Source organism: Pseudomonas sp. SIMBA_067 (assembly GCF_046534675.1).
Lineage (GTDB): Bacteria > Pseudomonadota > Gammaproteobacteria > Pseudomonadales > Pseudomonadaceae > Aquipseudomonas > Aquipseudomonas putida.
The window spans coordinates 106,646-124,179 of sequence record NZ_JAWRYH010000010.1 but is presented as its reverse complement, the minus strand read 5'-3'; the positions used below and the strand labels follow the sequence as shown (position 1 = coordinate 124,179).

17 protein-coding genes are annotated in these 17,534 nt (G+C 63.6%); 6 read left to right on the top strand and 11 right to left on the bottom strand.

The window, feature by feature from the left end; genetic code table 11:
- Positions 1 to 11 precede the first annotated feature (11 nt).
- From lnt to SB765_RS21010, 4 genes are read right to left on the bottom strand one after another with little or no spacing between them, the layout of a single operon-like run.
- Positions 12 to 1,529: an apolipoprotein N-acyltransferase gene (gene lnt / locus SB765_RS21025; protein ID WP_410931852.1), complete on the bottom strand. Its 1,518-nt coding sequence runs from the start codon at positions 1,527 to 1,529 to the stop codon at positions 12 to 14.
- An 8-nt stretch (positions 1,530 to 1,537) separates the two neighbouring features.
- Positions 1,538 to 2,377 (bottom strand): HlyC/CorC family transporter, encoded by an 840-nt coding sequence (locus tag SB765_RS21020; RefSeq protein ID WP_003249762.1) that lies wholly within the window; start codon positions 2,375 to 2,377, stop codon positions 1,538 to 1,540.
- Between the two features lie 25 nt (positions 2,378 to 2,402).
- Positions 2,403 to 2,876 (bottom strand): rRNA maturation RNase YbeY, encoded by a 474-nt coding sequence (gene ybeY / locus SB765_RS21015; protein ID WP_410911999.1) that lies wholly within the window; start codon positions 2,874 to 2,876, stop codon positions 2,403 to 2,405.
- Complete coding sequence (locus SB765_RS21010; RefSeq protein WP_016501791.1) at positions 2,869 to 3,867, bottom strand: PhoH family protein; 999 nt, start codon at positions 3,865 to 3,867, stop codon at positions 2,869 to 2,871. Before SB765_RS21010 ends, ybeY begins: the two co-directional genes overlap by 8 nt.
- Before the next feature lie 232 nt (positions 3,868 to 4,099).
- On the opposite strand from SB765_RS21010, the gene SB765_RS21005 reads away from it, so the two are divergent.
- Complete coding sequence (locus SB765_RS21005) at positions 4,100 to 4,426, top strand: DUF1820 family protein (RefSeq protein WP_041167902.1); 327 nt, start codon at positions 4,100 to 4,102, stop codon at positions 4,424 to 4,426.
- Between the two features lie 3 nt (positions 4,427 to 4,429).
- On the opposite strand, the gene SB765_RS21000 is transcribed toward SB765_RS21005, so the two are convergent.
- The 4 genes from SB765_RS21000 to SB765_RS20985 all read right to left on the bottom strand — a co-directional run bounded on the left by SB765_RS21000 (position 4,430) and on the right by SB765_RS20985 (position 7,911).
- The gene (locus tag SB765_RS21000) at positions 4,430 to 4,975 is read right to left on the bottom strand and encodes a tetratricopeptide repeat protein (protein ID WP_410931851.1); all 546 of its coding nucleotides are present in this window, start codon (positions 4,973 to 4,975) and stop codon (positions 4,430 to 4,432) included.
- A gap of 200 nt (positions 4,976 to 5,175) precedes the next feature.
- Positions 5,176 to 6,459 (bottom strand): glutamate-1-semialdehyde 2,1-aminomutase, encoded by a 1,284-nt coding sequence (hemL, locus tag SB765_RS20995; protein WP_258654112.1) that lies wholly within the window; start codon positions 6,457 to 6,459, stop codon positions 5,176 to 5,178.
- A 17-nt stretch (positions 6,460 to 6,476) separates the two neighbouring features.
- On the bottom strand, positions 6,477 to 7,100 hold the full coding sequence (gene thiE, locus SB765_RS20990) for a thiamine phosphate synthase (RefSeq protein WP_016501788.1): 624 nt from the start codon (positions 7,098 to 7,100) through the stop codon (positions 6,477 to 6,479).
- A 13-nt stretch (positions 7,101 to 7,113) separates the two neighbouring features.
- Positions 7,114 to 7,911 (bottom strand): hydroxymethylpyrimidine/phosphomethylpyrimidine kinase, encoded by a 798-nt coding sequence (locus tag SB765_RS20985; RefSeq protein WP_132844205.1) that lies wholly within the window; start codon positions 7,909 to 7,911, stop codon positions 7,114 to 7,116.
- Between the two features lie 265 nt (positions 7,912 to 8,176).
- Between SB765_RS20985 and SB765_RS20980 the strand changes: the two genes are divergently transcribed.
- The 4 genes from SB765_RS20980 (at position 8,177) to SB765_RS20965 (ending at position 14,565) form a co-directional block, all read left to right on the top strand.
- Positions 8,177 to 10,165: a 7TM diverse intracellular signaling domain-containing protein gene (locus SB765_RS20980; protein ID WP_410912002.1), complete on the top strand. Its 1,989-nt coding sequence runs from the start codon at positions 8,177 to 8,179 to the stop codon at positions 10,163 to 10,165.
- Between the two features lie 441 nt (positions 10,166 to 10,606).
- Positions 10,607 to 12,259 (top strand): acyl-CoA dehydrogenase family protein, encoded by a 1,653-nt coding sequence (locus SB765_RS20975; protein WP_410931850.1) that lies wholly within the window; start codon positions 10,607 to 10,609, stop codon positions 12,257 to 12,259.
- 134 nt (positions 12,260 to 12,393) lie between these two features.
- The gene (gene amn, locus SB765_RS20970) at positions 12,394 to 13,908 is read left to right on the top strand and encodes an AMP nucleosidase (RefSeq protein WP_217436105.1); all 1,515 of its coding nucleotides are present in this window, start codon (positions 12,394 to 12,396) and stop codon (positions 13,906 to 13,908) included.
- Between the two features lie 6 nt (positions 13,909 to 13,914).
- The gene (locus SB765_RS20965) at positions 13,915 to 14,565 is read left to right on the top strand and encodes a pseudouridine synthase (RefSeq protein WP_341796854.1); all 651 of its coding nucleotides are present in this window, start codon (positions 13,915 to 13,917) and stop codon (positions 14,563 to 14,565) included.
- Between the two features lie 3 nt (positions 14,566 to 14,568).
- Here the strand turns inward: SB765_RS20965 and SB765_RS20960 are convergent, their stop codons facing one another.
- Entirely contained in the window at positions 14,569 to 14,772 is a 204-nt protein-coding gene (locus SB765_RS20960; protein ID WP_003249787.1) for a DUF2788 domain-containing protein, read from the bottom strand.
- A 54-nt stretch (positions 14,773 to 14,826) separates the two neighbouring features.
- Positions 14,827 to 15,303, bottom strand: coding sequence for an Lrp/AsnC family transcriptional regulator (locus SB765_RS20955; RefSeq protein WP_016501780.1), 477 nt, complete (start codon positions 15,301 to 15,303; stop codon positions 14,827 to 14,829).
- Positions 15,304 to 15,699: 396 nt separating this feature from the next.
- Here SB765_RS20955 and SB765_RS20950 point away from each other — a divergent pair, with 396 nt between their 5' ends.
- On the top strand, positions 15,700 to 16,536 hold the full coding sequence (locus tag SB765_RS20950) for a DUF6515 family protein (RefSeq protein ID WP_410931849.1): 837 nt from the start codon (positions 15,700 to 15,702) through the stop codon (positions 16,534 to 16,536).
- Between the two features lie 124 nt (positions 16,537 to 16,660).
- Here the strand turns inward: SB765_RS20950 and SB765_RS20945 are convergent, their stop codons facing one another.
- Positions 16,661 to 17,530 (bottom strand): cation diffusion facilitator family transporter, encoded by an 870-nt coding sequence (locus SB765_RS20945; protein ID WP_341796852.1) that lies wholly within the window; start codon positions 17,528 to 17,530, stop codon positions 16,661 to 16,663.
- Between the last annotated feature and the right edge of the window lie 4 nt (positions 17,531 to 17,534).

Genomic DNA, 17,534 nt, shown 5'->3' with positions numbered 1-17,534 from the left:
AGGTAGCATCATCAGACAGTTTTGGCTATGCGCCCTGCCAGCAACGCCCAGCCCAGCAGCAGCACACAGACAATCGCCAGCGGCCACGAGCGCCATTTCAGGTACGGCGTCAATTGCTGCATCGGCACCACTTCGCCATACAGCACCGCCTGCTCGAACTGCGGCACCTGCGTGGTAATGCGGCCAAACGGGTCGATAAGGGCGGTCACGCCGTTGTTGGTGGCGCGGATCATCCAGCGGCCGGCTTCCAGGGCGCGCATCTGTGCCATCTGCAAGTGCTGCAAAGGACCGATCGATTTGCCGAACCAGGTGTCGTTGCTGATGGTCAGCAGCAGGTCGCTGCGTGCGGCCAGGCCTGCGGCAAACTCGGGGTAGACCACTTCGTAGCAGATGTACGGCGCAATCTGATAACCCTTGGCTTGCAGCAGCGGCTGATCTTCCGGCCCGCGGGCGAAGTCGGACATGGGCAGGTTGAAGAACTCGATCATCCCTCGCAGCATGTCCTGCAACGGCACGTATTCACCAAACGGCACCAGTTTCTGCTTGAGGTAGGTGCCATCGCCTTCACCGGTGACGGTGATGCCGTTGTAGTAGCGGCGCTGATGATGCACCACTTCACGCACCGGCACGCCGGTGATCAGCGCCGAATGCCTCTCGGCAGCGAAGCGCCCCATCACGTCGATGTAGCCCTGTGCCTGGTCCTTGAGCACAGGCACTGCGGTTTCTGGCCAGATCAGCAGGTCCACAGGTTTGGAGCTGAAGCTCAGGTCACGGTACAGCGCCAGTTGCGCGTCGATGTGCGCCGGGTCCCATTTCAGGTCCTGCTCGACGTTGCCTTGAATGGCTGCCACTTTCAGCGGGTCACCTGCCGGTTTGGTCCAGGCATGGCCCTTGAGCGCCAGGCCCAGTACCCACGGGGCCAGCAACAGCAAGCAGGCCACGGCAAGGAACGAGGGGCGGGCGCGCAGGCGGTGCAGGTTGCACAGCAGGGCCGCAGTGAGCGCCAGGGTGAAGGAAACCAGCCACACGCCCCCCAGTGGTGCCAGCCCGGCCAATGGGCCATCCAGCTGGCTGTAGCCGGCATAGAGCCAAGGGAAACCGGTCAGGAACCAGCCGCGGAAGGCCTCTTGCAGCAGCCAAAGGGCGGCGAAGCACAACGCGTCGGCCAGTGGCGCTTCATTGCGCCTCAGCCAGCGTGCCCACAGCCAGGTGGGCAGGGCAAAGAACCAGGCCAGGGCGGCGAAGAACGCCAACAGCAGCAGGATCGCCAGCAGCGGCGAGGCGCCGCCGTAGGTGTTCATGCTGACGTAGATCCACCAGGTGCCGGCGCCATACAGGCCGAAACCGAACCACCAGCCCCGCCACATGGCCTGGCGCGGGGTGAGCTCGCGCAGGCCAAGGTAGAGCACGGCGATGGACAATATGGCCAGCGGCCAGATGTCGAACGGCGCCAGGGCCAGAAGGGTGGAAGCACCGGCCGCCAGGGCCAGCAGGTTACCGGGCCAGCCGGGGCGGGTGATCCAACGCATGTTTGTCCTTAACGGGTGATCGGGGTCAGGCGCAGCAAGTGTATCCGCCGGCTGTCGGCGTTGAGAATACGGAACTTGTAAGACCCGATCTCGGTGGTTTCGTTGCGCTTGGGCAGGTGGCCAAAGGCGCTCATCACCAGCCCGCCAACCGTGTCGAACTCGTCATCGGAGAACTCGCTGTCGAAGAACTCGTTGAAGTTCTCGATCGGGGTAAGCGCCTTGACCAGGAAGTCACCGCTTGGCAGCGGCTTGATGTAGCTGTCTTCCTCGACGTCGTGCTCGTCTTCGATGTCGCCGACAATCTGTTCCAGCACGTCTTCGATAGTCACCAGGCCTGCCACGCCGCCATATTCGTCGATGACGATGGCCATGTGGTTATGGTTGGCGCGGAACTCGCGCAGCAACACGTTCAGGCGCTTGGACTCGGGCACGAAGGTGGCCGGGCGCAGCAGGTCCTTGATATTGAAGCTGTCGCCGTTCTCCTTGAGGATCAGCGGCAGCAGGTCTTTGGCAAGCAGGATCCCGAGCACATCGTCGTGGCTTTCGCCGATCACCGGGTAGCGCGAGTGCGCGGCGTCTATCACCGCTGGCAGAAACTCGCGAGGCGACTGGCCGGCCTTGATGCTGTTCATCTGCGAGCGCGGCACCATGATGTCGCGCACCTGCAGGTCGGCGACCTGGATGGCGCCTTCGACGATGGTCAGCGCTTCGCTGTCCAGCAATTTGTTCTGATGGGCTTCGCGCAGCAGCTCAAGGAGCTCCTGGCGGTTTTTCGGCTCATGGGCAAAAGCCTGGGTCAGTTTGCCCAGCCAGGACTTTTGCCCGTTGCTCGATCGATCTTCGCTCATGGCGGTTCTCGTGATCCTTCGTGTTTCAGTGTGTGATTGAGTCGGTTTCATCGTCGGCATACGGGTCGGGGTGACCCAGTTCTGCCAGCAATTCCCGTTCCAGGCTTTCCATTTCTTCGGCTTCCTCATCATCGATGTGGTCGTAGCCGAGCAGGTGCAGGCAACCGTGAATGACCAGGTGCGCCCAGTGGGCGTCGAGCGACTTGCCTTGTTCGGCCGCTTCGCGCTCGACCACCTGGACGCAGATCACCAGGTCCCCCAGCAGCGGAATATCGAGCAGTTCGTCGGGCACATCGGCCGGGAAAGACAGCACATTGGTCGCGTAGTCTTTGTGCCGGTAGGTGTGGTTCAGCTCACGGCCTTCGGCTTCGTCGACCAGGCGAATGGTCATTTCCGAGTCGGCGCTGCGCTGGCGCAGGGCCAGTTCGCACCAGCGGTGGAAGGCGGCGTCATCCGGGGCGGCAGCGTCCGTGGCCCGTTGGATATCAAGTTCAAGCATCTTTGCCGGGCGCCTCGGGCTTGGCCTGGCGGGCTTCGAAGCGGTCGTAGGCTTCGACAATACGCTGCACCAGTGGGTGACGAACCACATCCTTGGGTTGGAAGTGGGTAAAACTGATGCCCGGAACGTCTTTCAGCACCTCGATGACGTGTGCCAGGCCCGACTTGGTGCCACGTGGCAGGTCGACCTGGGTGATGTCGCCGGTAATCACCGCGGTGGAGCCGAAACCGATGCGGGTGAGGAACATTTTCATCTGTTCCAGCGTGGTGTTCTGGCTTTCGTCGAGGATGATGAAGCTGTTGTTCAGGGTACGGCCACGCATGTAGGCCAGCGGGGCGATCTCGATCACCTGGCGCTCGATCAGCTTGGCAACGTGTTCGAAGCCGAGCATTTCGTACAGGGCGTCGTACAGCGGGCGCAGGTACGGGTCGATCTTCTGTGCCAGGTCACCGGGCAGGAAGCCAAGCTTTTCGCCTGCCTCGACCGCAGGGCGCACCAGCAGGATACGGCGCACCTGTTCGCGCTCCAGCGCATCCACGGCGCAGGCCACGGCAAGGTAGGTCTTGCCGGTACCGGCCGGGCCGACGCCGAAGTTGATGTCGTTGGCCAGTATTTCCTTCACGTAGCGCTGCTGGTTGAGCCCGCGCGGGCGGATGTTGCCCTTGCGCGTACGCAGCGACACGCTGACCTCGTTGACGGCCGGGTTGTCGATGTTTTCGACAGCCGACTCCTGCAGGTACAGGTGCACGGTTTCCGGCGACAGGTCGGTGGCCTTGGTCTCGCGGTAGAGACGGCGCAGCAACTGTTCGGCCGCAGAGGTGGTCTTGGGTTCGCCGATCAGTTCGAACTGATTGCCGCGGTTGCGGATTTCGATGGCCAGGCGCTGTTCGATCAGGCGCAAGTGCTCGTCGAACTGCCCGCACAAGTTGGCGAAACGGTGGGCCTCGAAGGGCTCGAGGATGAAACGATGAGGTTCTATGGGTGCGTTCAAGGTCGTTTTTAGCCGCTCGACGGCAATGGGTGTGAACTCAAGAATAACCCTTGAATGCCAGTGGCGAAAGCACTGAAACGTTCAACGGTATGTACTGCCTGTTCTGGCCTCTTCGCGGGTGAACCCGCTCCCACAGGTTGTGTGCATGACCTGTGCGAGCGGGTTCACCCGCGAAGAGGCCGGAGCAGGTATCATGCCTGCCTTTTCTTACGCATGTGTTATCCCTCCCATCATGAGCAAACGCGAACCTGCCATCTATAAAGTGATCTTCCTCAACCAGGGGCAGGTCTTCGAGATGTATGCCAAGCAGATCTACCAGAGCGACCTGTGGGGCTTCCTGGAAATCGAGGAGTTCGTGTTCGGCGAGCGCTCGCAACTGGTGGTGGATCCGAGCGAGGAGAAGCTAAAGAACCAGTTCGAGGGCGTGATCCGCAGTTTCGTGCCGATGCACTCGATCGTGCGGATTGACGAAGTGGAGCGGCTGGGCACGGCAAAGATCAGCGAAGCCAAGGGCGGCGGCAACGTGATGCCGTTCCCGATGCCAATGCCGGAAAAGTAACCGTCAGGGGAGTGGCGAGAACGGCGTGCGCCCTTCGGCGTTCTGCAGTTCCAGCAGGTATTTGCGGAAGATCTGGCCGAGCACCTGGGTGGCATGCTCCAGTTCGTCGCGGGGCATTTGCTCGGTGATTTCGTCGGCCATGTCCAGTGCATCTTCGGCGCCGTTGACCGCGGCCATCTTCAGCAGGATGTAGGCTTGCACGTTGTTGGCCTTGACCCCTTCGCCATGGAAGAACATCGCACCCAGACGGTACTGGGCGTCGGCCTGGCCTTGCAGCGAAGCCTTCTGGAACCAGTCCAGGGCTTTGTCGAGGTTTTTCGGCGTTTGCGTGTAGTAGTACTCGCCCAGTTCGAATTGCGCCTGGGCATCCCCCGCGGTAGCCGTCTGCTCGCAGGCCTTGAGGGCGTTTGCCAGGTCTTCAGGCTGAACATTCAAGGTGCAGCGGCCCGTCGCCGGAATCAGCAACGAGTTACCGCCCTCCGCCAAGGCCAGCAGGGGCTGAAGAAGCAACAGGCAGCCCAGGGTCAGGGCGCGGCCGGTGCGGTTCATGGGGATCGACTTACCTCTGCAAAGCTGCGGCCAATGTCTCTGGTGGCACATTATGGGATAAGCAGCGCCAACCTTACAAAGTTTTACTCGAATTTCTGCTTGGTTGGGGAAGTCAGCTGATTGTGCATGCGTAATTATTGCCTGTACCGGCCTCTTCGCGGGGCAAGCCCGCTCCCACAGAGGCCGATGCAGGCTGGCAGTTACTTCAATGCAGCAAAGGCCTTCTCAGCCGCATCCAGGGTGATTTGCAGCTCCTTGTCGCCATGGGCGATGGAGGTGAAGCCCGCCTCGAATGCGCTGGGTGCCAGGTACACGCCGCCTTCCAGCATCAGGTGGAAGAAGCGCTTGAAGCGTTCGGCATCGCTGCTCATCACGTCTTCGAAGGTGACGATATCGTCGGCGCCGCTGAAATACAGGCCGAACATGGCACCGGCCTGGGTGGTGACGAACGGTATGCCAGCGGCATCGGCACGTTGCTGCAGGCCATCGAGCATGCGGCTGGTGTAGTCGGTCAGCTCATCGTGGAAGCCCGGGCGGCTGATCAGCTTCAGGGTGGTCAGGCCAGCGGCCATGGCCAGCGGGTTGCCCGACAGGGTGCCGGCCTGGTAAACCGGGCCGAGCGGGGCGATGCAGCCCATGATTTCGCGCTTGCCGCCGAAGCAGCCGACCGGCATGCCGCCACCGACGATCTTGCCGAAGGTGGACAGGTCCGGCTTGATGCCGTAGTGGCCCTGGGCGCCGCCCAGCGAGACGCGGAAGCCGGTCATCACTTCGTCGAAGATCAGCACCACGCCGTGTTTGTCGCACTGCTCGCGCAGGCCTTCAAGGAAGCCCGGCGCCGGCGGGACGCAGTTCATGTTGCCGGCCACGGGCTCGACGATGATGCAGGCCACGGTCTGGCCGACGTCTGCCAGGGTTTTCTCGACCGCGGCGATGTCGTTGAACGGCAGGGTCAGTGTGTGCTTGGCGAAGTCTGCCGGCACGCCGGCCGAGCTTGGCACGCCTTGGGTCAGCAGGCCGGAACCGGCTTTTACCAGCAGGCTGTCGGAGTGGCCGTGGTAGCAGCCTTCGAACTTGATGATGGCGTCACGGCCGGTGTAGCCACGGGCCAGGCGGATGGCGCTCATGGTGGCTTCGGTGCCCGAGCTGACCATGCGCACCATTTCCATCGACGGCACCAGCGAGCAGACCAGGTCGGCCATGTCGGTTTCCATGGCGGTCGGCGCGCCGTAGGACAGGCCGTGCTCCAGCTGCTTGCGTACCGAGTCCAGTACGTCCGGGTGGCCGTGGCCGAGGATCATCGGGCCCCAGGAGCCTACGTAGTCGACATAGCGCTTGTCGTCTTCGTCAACGACGTAGGCGCCTTCGGCATGCTTGAAGAACAGCGGCGTGCCGCCCACGCTTTTGAAAGCGCGCACTGGCGAGTTGACGCCGCCGGGGATGTGCTTCTGGGCTTTGGCGAACAGGTCTTCGGAACGGGACATGAAAGGCTCTCTCGAAATCAGGATGCGAACAAGGCATTGAAGGCGCGGGCGCGGCGGGTAACTTCCTGCGCGCTGTCGGCACCGAACAGGCCATGGATCACCGCCAGCAGGTCGGCGCCGTGGGCGACCAGCGGGGCGGCGTTGTCGAGGGTGATGCCGCCGATCACGGCAATCGGCAATTTCACCTGGGCACGCGCCTGCTCCAGCAGTTCGACGTTGGCGGCGGGCGCGCCCGGCTTGGTAACGGAATTGAAGAAGCGGCCAAAGGCGACGTAGCTAGCGCCTTCGCTGGCGGCCTGGGCGGCCAGGTCGAGGCTGGCGTGGCAGGTGGAACCGATGATCGCCCGGCGGCCGAGCAGGGCGCGGGCCGGGGTCAGCGGGCCGTCGGTCTGGCCCAGGTGTACACCGACACCCAGGCGTGCGGCCAGTTCGGCGTCGTCGTTGATCAGCAGCTGGGTGCCGTAGCGCTCGCAGAGCTTCATCAGCCCTTCGGCTTCACGCAGGCGGCGCGCCGCGTCGTCACTTTTGTCGCGGTACTGCAGCAGGCACACGCCGCCTTCCAGTGCCGCCTCGACATGGGACAGGAACCGGCCGGCGAGCAGCTGGCTGTCGGTGATTGCATACAGACCGCGTAGCTTCATTGAAAGCCTCGTATCAGGAACAGAAGTCCAGGGGCAGGCGGCGCGGCACGTACTGGCCCCTGCCCAGCTGCTCGGCGTCACGCAGGGTGCGCCAGGTGTAGTCCAAAGCGCTGCGCACGGCGCTTTCCAGCTGCTCGCCGAGGGCCAGGCGGCCAGCCAGGGCGCTGGCCAGGGTGCAGCCCGAGCCATGGTAGCTGCCCGGCAGGCGCTGGCAGGTCCAGGTGTGGTGCTGACCGTCCTGGGTGTACAGGCGGTTGTGAATTTCGTCTTCGTCGCCGTGACCGCCGGTAATCAGCAGGTGTCTACAGAACGGCAGCAGCTTTTCGGCACATTCGTCGGCGGTGCCTTCGGGCAGCTCGGCGAGGATGCGCGCTTCGGGCAGGTTCGGCGTGGCGATGGTCGCCAGTGGCAGCAGGCGTTCGCGCACGGCGTAGCCCACCTCGTCCTTGCCCAGGCGGCCACCGCCGCCGGCACGCAGCACCGGGTCGCAAACCAGCGGCAGGTGCGGGTGGGCGGCCAGCAGTTCGGCGACGGTGTCGACCATCTCGATCGAACCGAGCATGCCCAGCTTGACGGCGGCCACCGTGGAGTCGGCCAGTACGGCATTGGCCTGGGCCAGTACCCACTCGCGGTCGAGCACGCGGAAGTCGGAAACGTTGACGGTATCCTGCACGGTCAGGGCGGTCACTGCGGGTGCAGCGTGACAGCCTTGGGCGATCAGGGCTTCGATATCTGCCTGCAGGCCGGCGCCGCCACTGGGGTCGTGGCCGGAGAGACAGAGGACAACGGGGCGGGAGCTGTAGGTATTCATGGTCGGCGAGCTTACCACCAAACCTGTTTGGGCGGATCGTCCGACAAACGAGTTTTACTGATCGATCGGTCAGATTTTAATTTTATGAACTTCTGAAAGTATTGATTTAGAGCCTTTTCTTTGGTTTTTGATATGGCCGATTGCCAGGTTGCGAAGCTATGCTAGAGTGCTCGGATAACTCGACAAACGGGTTCTGCCGGATAACGTCGTCTCAAACGGATGGGAGGCTACCGCGACGCGACCGGACAGGCCATGCTGGGGCTGTATGCGCTATTTGCTGATTGTGCTTCTGGGCTTGCTGCCCGTGCTGGCCGGAGCGGTCGATTTCGACGACGCTACCCGGCATCTTCCATTGGGCAAGGCCATGCAGGTTTACGAAGACCTCGATGGCAGTGCCAGCATCGCCCAGGTCAGTGCCCCCGGGTTTGCCAAATTCTTCCGCCCCCACCATGAAGACGTGCTGAACGCCGGTTATTCCACCTCGGTGTTCTGGCTCAAGGTCGAGCTGCGCCCCGTTGCCCCGCCCGGCGCTGCCCCGCGGCAGTGGCTGCTGGAGCTGGCCTATCCGCCGCTGGACCACCTCGAGCTGTACTTGCCCGACGGCAGCGGCGTATACCGCCTGGCGCAGCGCACCGGCGATGCCTTGCCCTACGACAGCCGGCAGATACGGCAGAACAACTACCTGTTCAAGTTGCAGTTGCCCCCTGGCAAGGTGACCACCGCCTACCTGCGGCTGCACAGCCAGGGTTCGGTACAAGCGCCGCTGGCGCTGTGGTCCCCTGAAGCCTACCTGGAAGAGCAGCCCACGCGCCTGTACGTGCTGGGGATCATCTACGGCGTGTTACTGGTGATGCTGGTGTACAACCTGTTCATCTACCTCAGCGTGCGCGACGTCAGCTACCTCTACTACATCCTCTATATCGCCTCGTTCGGTTTCTACCAGGTATCGGTGAACGGTGCAGGCGTGGCCTACTTCTGGCCGGACAGCCCCTGGTGGGCGAACGCCTCGACGCCGCTGTTCATTGGTGCGGCCGGCCTGTTCGGCTGCCAGTTCGCCCGGCACTTCCTGCAACTGGGTAACATCAGCCGTGGTTTCGACCGGCTGCTGCAGCTACTGATGCTGGGCGGCGCTTTGGTCATGGTAATGGCGGTGAGCATGCCCTACGGCATTGCCCTGCGCATGGCCACGCTACTGGCGTTGCTGTTCACCGTGAGCATCTTCAGCGCCGGCCTCTACGCCTGGTGGCGTGGCTTGCGCGTGGCGCGCTGGTTCATCATCGCCTGGACGGCGTTCCTGCTTGGCGGGCTGGTCAACACCCTGATGGTGCTGGGCCACCTGCCAAATGTGTTCATCACCATGTATGCCAGCCAGCTCGGTTCTGCGCTGGAGGTAGCATTGCTGTCGCTGGCGCTGGCCGACCGTATCAACAGCCTGCGTGAGCAACAGGCGCAGACCTTGCGCGAGACTGGGCGCACGTTGGAGCAGCTGAACCTGCAACTGGCCAGGAGCAACCGCCTGAAGGACGAGTTTCTGGCCAGCGTGACCCATGAGCTGCGCACCCCGATGAATGGCGTGATCGGCTCGCTGGAGCTGATGCACACCCTGCCGATGGAAGCCGAGATGGCCCAGTACCACCGCACGGCGGTGGGGTCGGCGCAAGGCATGATGGACATGGTCGACGCCATTCTTACCCTGTCCGAGCTGCAGGCAGGCCGCCTGCGCGCGCAGCCGGCGCCGTTCAGCCTGCGCGCACTGCTGCAGGGCTTGCGCGCCGGTTATGCAGGGCAGTCCCTGCGCAAAGGCTTGTACCTCAGCCTGGACATACCGGCCGACCTGCCGGACGGGCTGCTGGGTGACGGGAAGAAACTGGCCCAGTGCCTGGGCTGCCTGGTGGACAACGGTTTGAAGTTCACCCATCAGGGCGGGGTGATGATCCAGGTGCGCGGCCGCCGGTTGGGGCCGGGCGACCTGGCCTTGACCTTTACCATCAGTGATAGCGGTATCGGCTTCGATGACCTGGAGCAGTCGACCCTGTACCAGCGGTTCTTCCAGGTCGACGGTTCGATGACCCGGCGGTATGGCGGCCTGGGGATTGGCTTGTCGATCTGCCGGCAGATGGGGGAATTGCTGGGGGCCAGGTTGGCGCATGAATCGACGCGCGGGTTGGGGAGCCGGTTTGAATTGAGTTTGAACGTGGCGATTTCGCAGGTGCAGATGAGCCCGAATATAGTGCAGACGCGGCGCTTGCTTTGAAGGCATAGCGTTCGTGAGGGCTGGCAGGTGTTCGCCGGGGGCAGGTGCAGCGCCTATGAGATCGAGCGCCGCCCGCGCGGCGCTTCGCAGCACAAGGCTGCTCCTACGTTTGTCTCGGGCCAGTAACACCTGGGCCAACGCGCGCGACCGCCTGGTTTGCCCGACACGATATCGAGGTGAACACCAAGGGGCCGCGCGCCTCTGCCTCAGGAACCACTGGCCCGAAACAAATGTAGGAGCAGCCTTGTGCTGCGAAGCGCCGCGCGGGCGGCGCTCGATCTCATAGACGCTGCACCTGCCACGGCGAGCAGCTTCAGCCCTGATGCCTCCCAAGGTATGCGCCACCCCCACCACACGTTTAGTCATTAATGCCCCTTTGACTCCCCCGCAAGCAGTGCTTCACTGGGTCTCTCAAGCCTACCCGGATCCAGGAGCCCCCCGATGAACCTGCACCAGTACGCTGAAACCCACGAAGTCACCAACCAGCCGCCGCCTCTCGACGGTGCCAACCTGTACCGCCTCGACCTGCCTTTGCAGGAATGGTCCCGGCGTTTCGGCGCGGGCTGGGCCGAGTCGCGGATAGATGCCTACGGCGCCCTGGCGGGCGGCCCGCTGATGCAGGCAGGTTTCCTGGCCAACGCGCACAAGCCGGAGCTCATCAGCCACGACCGCTATGGCCATCGCATCGACCTGGTCGAGTTCCACCCGGCCTACCACGAGCTGATGCGTACCGCCGTCGAGCACGGCCTGCCTTCTTTGCCATGGGCCGAACCCCGCGCTGGCGCCCATGTGGCACGCGCGTCGATGACTTACCTGCACAGCCAGGCCGAAGCCGGTACTGGGTGCCCGCTGACCATGACCTTCGCTGCCGTGCCGGCGCTGCGCCTTCAGCCCGAGCTGGCCGAGTACTGGCTGCCGAAAATCCTTGCCTGCGAGTATGACCCGCGCAACGTCGGCGACCGGCACAAGGCCGGGGTCACCCTGGGCATGGCCATGACCGAGAAGCAGGGCGGCACCGATGTGCGCGCCAATACCACGCGGGCCTACCCGGTAGGGGCACCTGGCCCGGGCCAGCCATATGAGCTGGTCGGGCACAAGTGGTTCTGCTCGGCACCCATGTGCGATGCCTTCCTCACGCTGGCGCAAACCGAAAAAGGCCTGAGCTGCTTCCTGCTGCCGCGCCATCGCCCGGACGACAACCGCAACCAGTTCTACATCCAGCGCCTGAAGAACAAGCTGGGCAACAGCTCCAACGCCTCCAGCGAGGTGGAGTTCCGTGGTGCGCTGGCATGGATGATTGGGGAGGAAGGGCGGGGTGTGCCAACCATCATCGAGATGGTCGCCATGACCCGTTTCGACTGCATGGTCGGCTCCAGCGCCCTGATGCGTCAGGCGTTGACCCAGGCGGCCCATCACTGCGCGCACCGCAAGGTCGGCGGCCGGTTGCTCAATGAGCAGCCGCTGATGCAGAACGTGCTGGCCGACCTTGCCCTGGAAAGCGAGGCGGCACTGGCCCTGAGCCTGCGTATGGGGCAGGCACTGGAGCAACTCGACGACCCGCAGCAGGCGCATTTCGCCCGGCTGGTCACGGCGGTTGGCAAGTACTGGATCTGCAAACGGGCGCCGGCCATGATCAACGAGGCCGCCGAATGCCTGGGCGGTGCGGGTTATGTCGAAGACAGCATCCTGCCACGGCTGTACCGCGAGGCACCGGTCAATTCGACCTGGGAGGGCTCGGGCAACGTGCAGTGCCTGGATGTGCTGCGGGCCTTGTCCAAGGAGCCGGGCGTGCTCGATGCGCTGTTCGCCGAATTGGGCGACGGGCATGGGGATCCGCGGCTGGCGGCGCATATCGGCAACCTCAAGGGGGCGTTTGCCGACACCGGCGACATACAGTACCGCGCGCGGCAGCTGACCGAGGATATCGCGCTGGCGCTTCAGGCCAAGCTGTTGCTGGAGGCGGGCAACGCGGTGGTCAGCGATGCGTTTATCGGTAGCCGCCTGACGGGTGGTGGACGGGCGTATGGGGCGCTGCCACGGGGTGTGGATGTGCAGGCATTGGTGATCAGGGCAACACCTGCCTGGCCGAGTTGAGGTGTGTTTGAAGGCCCTATCGCCGGCAAGCCAGCTTCCACAGGTAATGCGCAATGTTCGATACCGGTGGAGGACTTGTGGGCGCTGGTTTGCCGGCGATAGGGCCGGTACTGACCGCCGGGGATGTAATTGCCATGAAACGCAGGCAAGATGGTTCACATGCATGTCCAGACAGGAAGCACAGTGTGAGCCACGCTTTTGTAGTCGTTGATACCCCCGAACAGGCCGTCGACCGTCTGGCGGCCCTGCATGAACAGGCTACCGGGGCCCTTAGCCAGGCCCTCAAGCGTTACCTGAAGGATCGTACCGAGCCGGGCGCCGATGAGCGCGACCTGTTCCGCTACCCGGCGCTGCGCCTGACCTACTACAGCCACGGTGAGGTCGCCGCCACCACGCGGGCCTATGCCAAGGTGCAGGTGGCCGGCACCTACAGCGTCACCGTCACCCAGCCCGCTGCTTTCCGTGGCTACTTGCTGGAGCAGTTGCGCCCCCTGATGCACGACTACACCGTCACGGTAGAGGTAGGCATCAGCGAGCAGAACATTCCATACCCTTACGTAGTCGACCAGGGCGACGAACTGGCCGGCAGCGGCATTACCGCCGCGCAGCTGGCGCGGGTGTTCCCTAGCACCGACCTGTCGGCCGCCACTGACAACATCGCCGATGGCCTGTACGACTGGGACCGTGCCGAAATTTTCCCACTGGCGCTGTTCGACGCCGCGCGCGTCGACTTTTCGCTGCGCCGCCTAGTGCACTACACCGGCAGCGACTGGCGCCATGTGCAGCCGTGGATCCTGCTGACCAACTACCACCGTTATGTCGACCAGTTCATCAGCCACGGTCTGGAGCAACTTCGCGACGACCCGCGCTTCGTGCGCATGGTGCTGCCGGGCAACGTGGTGATCGAAAAAGCCATGGATCACGGTGAAACCCAGGCCCTGGTCGCCAGCGTGATCTGGCACCGCTACCAGATGCCGGCCTACCACCTGATCGCCGCCGACGGCGACGGCGTGACCTTGGTCAACATTGGTGTCGGCCCGTCCAACGCCAAGAACATCACCGACCACCTGGCCGTGCTGCGCCCGCACTGCTGGCTGATGATCGGCCACTGCGGCGGCTTGCGGCAGTCGCAAACCATCGGCGACTACGTGCTGGCCCACGCCTACATGCGCCGTGACGGCATTCTCGACCGGGTGGTGCCGCCGAACATCCCCATTCCAGCCCTGGCCGAAGTGCAACTGGCCTTGCAGGAAGCGGCTGCGCAGGTTACCGGCGAACGTGGCGAACAGCTGAAGAAACGCCTGCGCACCGGCACCGTGCTGACCTACGACGACCGTAACTGGGAGCTGCGATGGGCCCAGGAACGGCCGCTGATCAACCTGTCGCGTGCCGTGGCCGTGGACATGGAAAGCGGGACCATTGCCGCACAGGGTTACCGTTTGCGCGTGCCGTACGGCACCTTGCTGTGTGTGTCCGACAAGCCGCTGCACAGCGAGATCAAGCTGCCGGGTTCGGCCAACGCCTTCTACAACCGGGCGGTCAGCCAGCACCTGAAGATCGGCATTGCCGCCCTCGACCTGTTGCGCACCGAGCTCAACTCGCTGCACTCGCGTAAACTGCGCAGCTTCGATGAGCCGCCGTTCCGCTGAGGATCCATGTCACTGCCACCCCGTAACAAGCCGCGCCGCCCCCAGGCGCGGCCTGCCGCCGGCCCGCGTCGCCAGCCCAAGGCGCCACCGGCCGAGCCGCGCCTGATCCTGTTCAACAAACCGTTCGACGTGCTGACCCAGTTCAGCGACGGCGAAGGGCGCGCGACCCTCAAGGACTTCATCGACATCGCGGGCGTGTACCCTGCCGGGCGGCTGGACCGCGACAGCGAAGGCCTGCTGTTGCTGACCAACGATGGCGGGCTGCAGGCGCGTATTGCCGACCCCAAGCACAAGCTGGCCAAGACTTACTGGGTACAGGTGGAGGGGGAACCGAGCGACGAGCAGTTGCAGCGCTTGCGCGATGGCGTGGAGCTGAACGATGGGCCGACTTTACCGGCCGAGGCGCGGCGGCTGGAAGAACCCGACTTGTGGCCACGCAACCCCCCGGTACGCTTTCGCAAGAGCGTGCCGACCAGCTGGCTGGAACTGGTGATTCGCGAGGGGCGTAACCGGCAGGTACGGCGGATGACGGCGGCAGTGGGGCTGCCGACCTTGCGTTTGGTGCGGGTGCGGATTGGTGACTGGGCGCTGGATGGGCTGGAGCAGGGGTGCTGGCGCGAAGTGCCGGCGAAGTTGCAGCGCTCCCGCCATTCCTGAGCCTTAAACGCCTTCGAGAAACCCCACCACCACGCTCTTGATGATAAAGGCCAGCACCCCCAGCCCCAGCACGAAGAACAGGATCAACGTCCCGAACTTGCCTGCCTTGGACTTTTTCGCCAGGTCCCAGACGATGAAGCCCATGAAACCGATCAATACGGTAACCAGGATGATCATCATCCACTCTTCGAATACGGCGGGATCCATCTGTGTTCTCCAGGCAGGCTTAACAGCCGATTATACGCCGGCTACCGTGGGCATTTAACGCAGGTGGGTCAATGGCAGCTCGGTGCTGGCCAACACCTGGTTGAGCACGAAGCTTGAACGCACGCTGGTGACGCCTTCGATACGGGTCAGGCTGCCTAGAAGCAGTTTCTGGTAATGGTCCATGTCCGGCACCACCACTTTGAGCTGGTAGTCGGCATCCATCCCGGTGACCAGGCTGCATTCAAGCACCTGCGGCAGGATGCGGATGGCCGCCTCGAAGGTTTCGAAGCGCTCCGGGGTGTGGCGGTCCATGCCGATCAGCACGTAGGCGGTGAGGCTCAGGCCCAGCTTCTTGCGGTCGAGCAGCGCTACCTGGCGCGAGATGTAGCCGTCGTCCTCCAGTTGCTTGACCCGACGCGAGCATGGCGAAGGCGACAGGCCTATGCGTTCGGCCAGTTCCTGGTTGGAAATGCGCGCATCGCGCTGCAATTCGGCGAGGATGCTCAGGTCGTAGCGGTCAAGTTTGCTCATGGCATTTGCCCTTTTCTGTTCGTATTGCGGCGAATTATCAATCCAGGGTGAAAAATTGCGCAAGTGCTATTTATCTGAGCAATCTTCGCAATCCTCTGCCGCAACCTGTCCGGTATCTTTATCCACAGAATCACTGCCCGGACATCAGTCCACAGCGACGCGCCCTAGGCGGGCGGTCGCGGCCAGCCATCCAACAGGATGCACTCGGCCCCCGGGCTACACACCCTCCAGAAGACGGTGTGAGGTGAGCCGGCGCCACAAGTGCCGAGCACGGACGACAATTTCAGAAGGGAGGCCCTGTGGCCTCCCTTTTTTCTGTCTGGAAATTTAATTGGCCTGTGGTGCCGTCACGGTAGACTGGCTCTAGTTGCCGTATTTTCTACCGTGAGGAACACCATGAAGTCGCGCATCTGGCAGTTGGCAGGTGTTGGTTTGCTGGGTTTGAGCATCAGCCTGGGGGCCTTGGCCGAAGGGCCGGCCGAGGGGCATGGCGAACGAGGCCAGCAGGGGCAGGCAGAAGGCACGCCTGGCCGCTCATTGAACTCGCGCGACGAAGTGCGCCAGACCCAGCCGCCAAGGGAGGGCTATTACCAGGACATTCCCCGGCGCCACGGCGATAACCATCAATGGGAAGCTGGCGGCCCAGGGCAACGTCCCGGTGGCGACTGGCAGGGGCGCCCGGATGGCCACGGCAATGGCTGGGGGCCTGGGCCGCAGTATCGACCGGGTCACACTGTCGATCATTTCCCCGACCGCTACTGGAAAGTGCCTTACCGGGGGGCGGACTACTTCTACTCCGGTGGCTACTGGTATCGCCCCCATGGTGGCAGTTACATCGTCGTGACCCCGCCTTACGGCGTGCGGGTCAATTACCTGCCGCCCTATGCGCAGGAGGTCTGGCTGGGTGGGGCGATGTTCTTCCTGGTGGCCGACACCTATTACCAGTACCTGGCTGACAGCCGGGAGTATGTGGTGGTCAACCCACCTGTCGCCGCCCCGGCCCCCGTACCGGTGGCGCCGGCAACCGGCGGGTATGACGTGGTGGCTTACCCGATGAACGGGCAGGGGCAACAGCAGCAGGAGCAGGACCGCTACCAGTGCCATCGCTGGGCGGTGAGCCAGTCGGGGTTCGACCCGGCGACGGCGACCTACGCACCGGCGGCCAATGTGCTCGACACCTATCGCCGGGCGCTGGGTGCCTGCTTCAGTGGCCGGGGTTACAGCATCAACTAAGCCAGATGTGCTGTCTGTCCCGGCCCTGTCGCCGGCAAGCCAGCTCCCATGGGTATTGCGCATGCCTCCAGGCCAGTGCAGGCCCTGTGGGAGCTGGCTTGCCGGCGATAGGACCCTTGCAGATTCAAACAGGGTCGGCGTGCACCATCACATCCGCCAGTGGATAACGCTGGCGGATCACCCGCGAGGCCTCCACGCACAAACCATGCGCATCATGCAGCGGCAACTGCCCCGGCAGCTCCAGGTGCAGCTGCACGAACCACTGGTTGCCCGACACCCGCGTACGCAGGTCATGCACACCTTTCACCCCGGGTATGGCCAAAACCAGTGTGGTCATGTCCTCGCCAACATCACCGGGCAGCTCCTTGTCCATCAGGATTGCCGTACTCTCGCGGGCAATCTGCAACGCGCTCCAGAGGATGTAGCAGGCAATGCCCAGGCCGAACAGTGCATCCAGTTGTGGCCAGCCAAAGCGTGCCAGCAACAGGGCCAGCAGAATGCTGCTGTTCAACAGCAGGTCCGAGCGGTAATGCAGGGAGTCGGCCCGCACTGCGGTGGAGCCGGTCAGGCGAACGACCTTGCGTTGCAGTGCCAGCAAGGCAAAGGTCAGCCCCAGCGACAGCAGCATCACTGCAATGCCGACGCCGGTATCGCCCAAGGGTTGCGGCGTGTGCAGGCGTTCGGCCGCCTGTACGCCAATCAGCACCGCACTGACGCCGATGAACAGCGCTTGCGCCATACCGGCCAAGGCTTCGGCCTTGCCATGGCCAAAACGGTGGTCGTCGTCGGCCGGGCGCAAGGCGTAGTGCACCGCGAGCAGATTGATAAACGAGGCGACAGCATCCAGTGCCGAGTCGGTCAACCCGGCCAGCAGGCTGATCGAGCCGCTCAGCCACCAGGCCAGCGCCTTGCTCAGCACCAGGATACTGGCCACCGCCAGTGAGGCGCGGGTGGCCAGGCGTAGCAGGCGCTGGTGTTCGGCTGGGGTGATCATCCGT

Bases quoted from the DNA above. Each gene is read 5' to 3' on its own strand.
- ybeY (WP_410911999.1), bottom strand. From the start codon at position 2,876: ATGCTTGAACTTGATATCCAACGGGCCACGGACGCTGCCGCCCCGGAT.
- amn (WP_217436105.1), top strand. From the start codon at position 12,394: ATGAAACGCAGGCAAGATGGTTCACATGCATGTCCAGACAGGAAGCAC.
- hemL (WP_258654112.1), bottom strand. From the start codon at position 6,459: ATGTCCCGTTCCGAAGACCTGTTCGCCAAAGCCCAGAAGCACATCCCC.
- thiE (WP_016501788.1), bottom strand. From the start codon at position 7,100: ATGAAGCTACGCGGTCTGTATGCAATCACCGACAGCCAGCTGCTCGCC.
- SB765_RS20980 (WP_410912002.1), top strand. From the start codon at position 8,177: ATGCGCTATTTGCTGATTGTGCTTCTGGGCTTGCTGCCCGTGCTGGCC.
- SB765_RS20955 (WP_016501780.1), bottom strand. From the start codon at position 15,303: ATGAGCAAACTTGACCGCTACGACCTGAGCATCCTCGCCGAATTGCAG.
- SB765_RS20965 (WP_341796854.1), top strand. From the start codon at position 13,915: ATGTCACTGCCACCCCGTAACAAGCCGCGCCGCCCCCAGGCGCGGCCT.
- SB765_RS20985 (WP_132844205.1), bottom strand. From the start codon at position 7,911: ATGAATACCTACAGCTCCCGCCCCGTTGTCCTCTGTCTCTCCGGCCAC.
- lnt (WP_410931852.1), bottom strand. From the start codon at position 1,529: ATGCGTTGGATCACCCGCCCCGGCTGGCCCGGTAACCTGCTGGCCCTG.
- SB765_RS20975 (WP_410931850.1), top strand. From the start codon at position 10,607: ATGAACCTGCACCAGTACGCTGAAACCCACGAAGTCACCAACCAGCCG.
- SB765_RS21000 (WP_410931851.1), bottom strand. From the start codon at position 4,975: ATGAACCGCACCGGCCGCGCCCTGACCCTGGGCTGCCTGTTGCTTCTT.
- SB765_RS21020 (WP_003249762.1), bottom strand. From the start codon at position 2,377: ATGAGCGAAGATCGATCGAGCAACGGGCAAAAGTCCTGGCTGGGCAAA.
- SB765_RS20945 (WP_341796852.1), bottom strand. From the start codon at position 17,530: ATGATCACCCCAGCCGAACACCAGCGCCTGCTACGCCTGGCCACCCGC.
- SB765_RS20960 (WP_003249787.1), bottom strand. From the start codon at position 14,772: ATGGATCCCGCCGTATTCGAAGAGTGGATGATGATCATCCTGGTTACC.
- SB765_RS21005 (WP_041167902.1), top strand. From the start codon at position 4,100: ATGAGCAAACGCGAACCTGCCATCTATAAAGTGATCTTCCTCAACCAG.
- SB765_RS20950 (WP_410931849.1), top strand. From the start codon at position 15,700: ATGAAGTCGCGCATCTGGCAGTTGGCAGGTGTTGGTTTGCTGGGTTTG.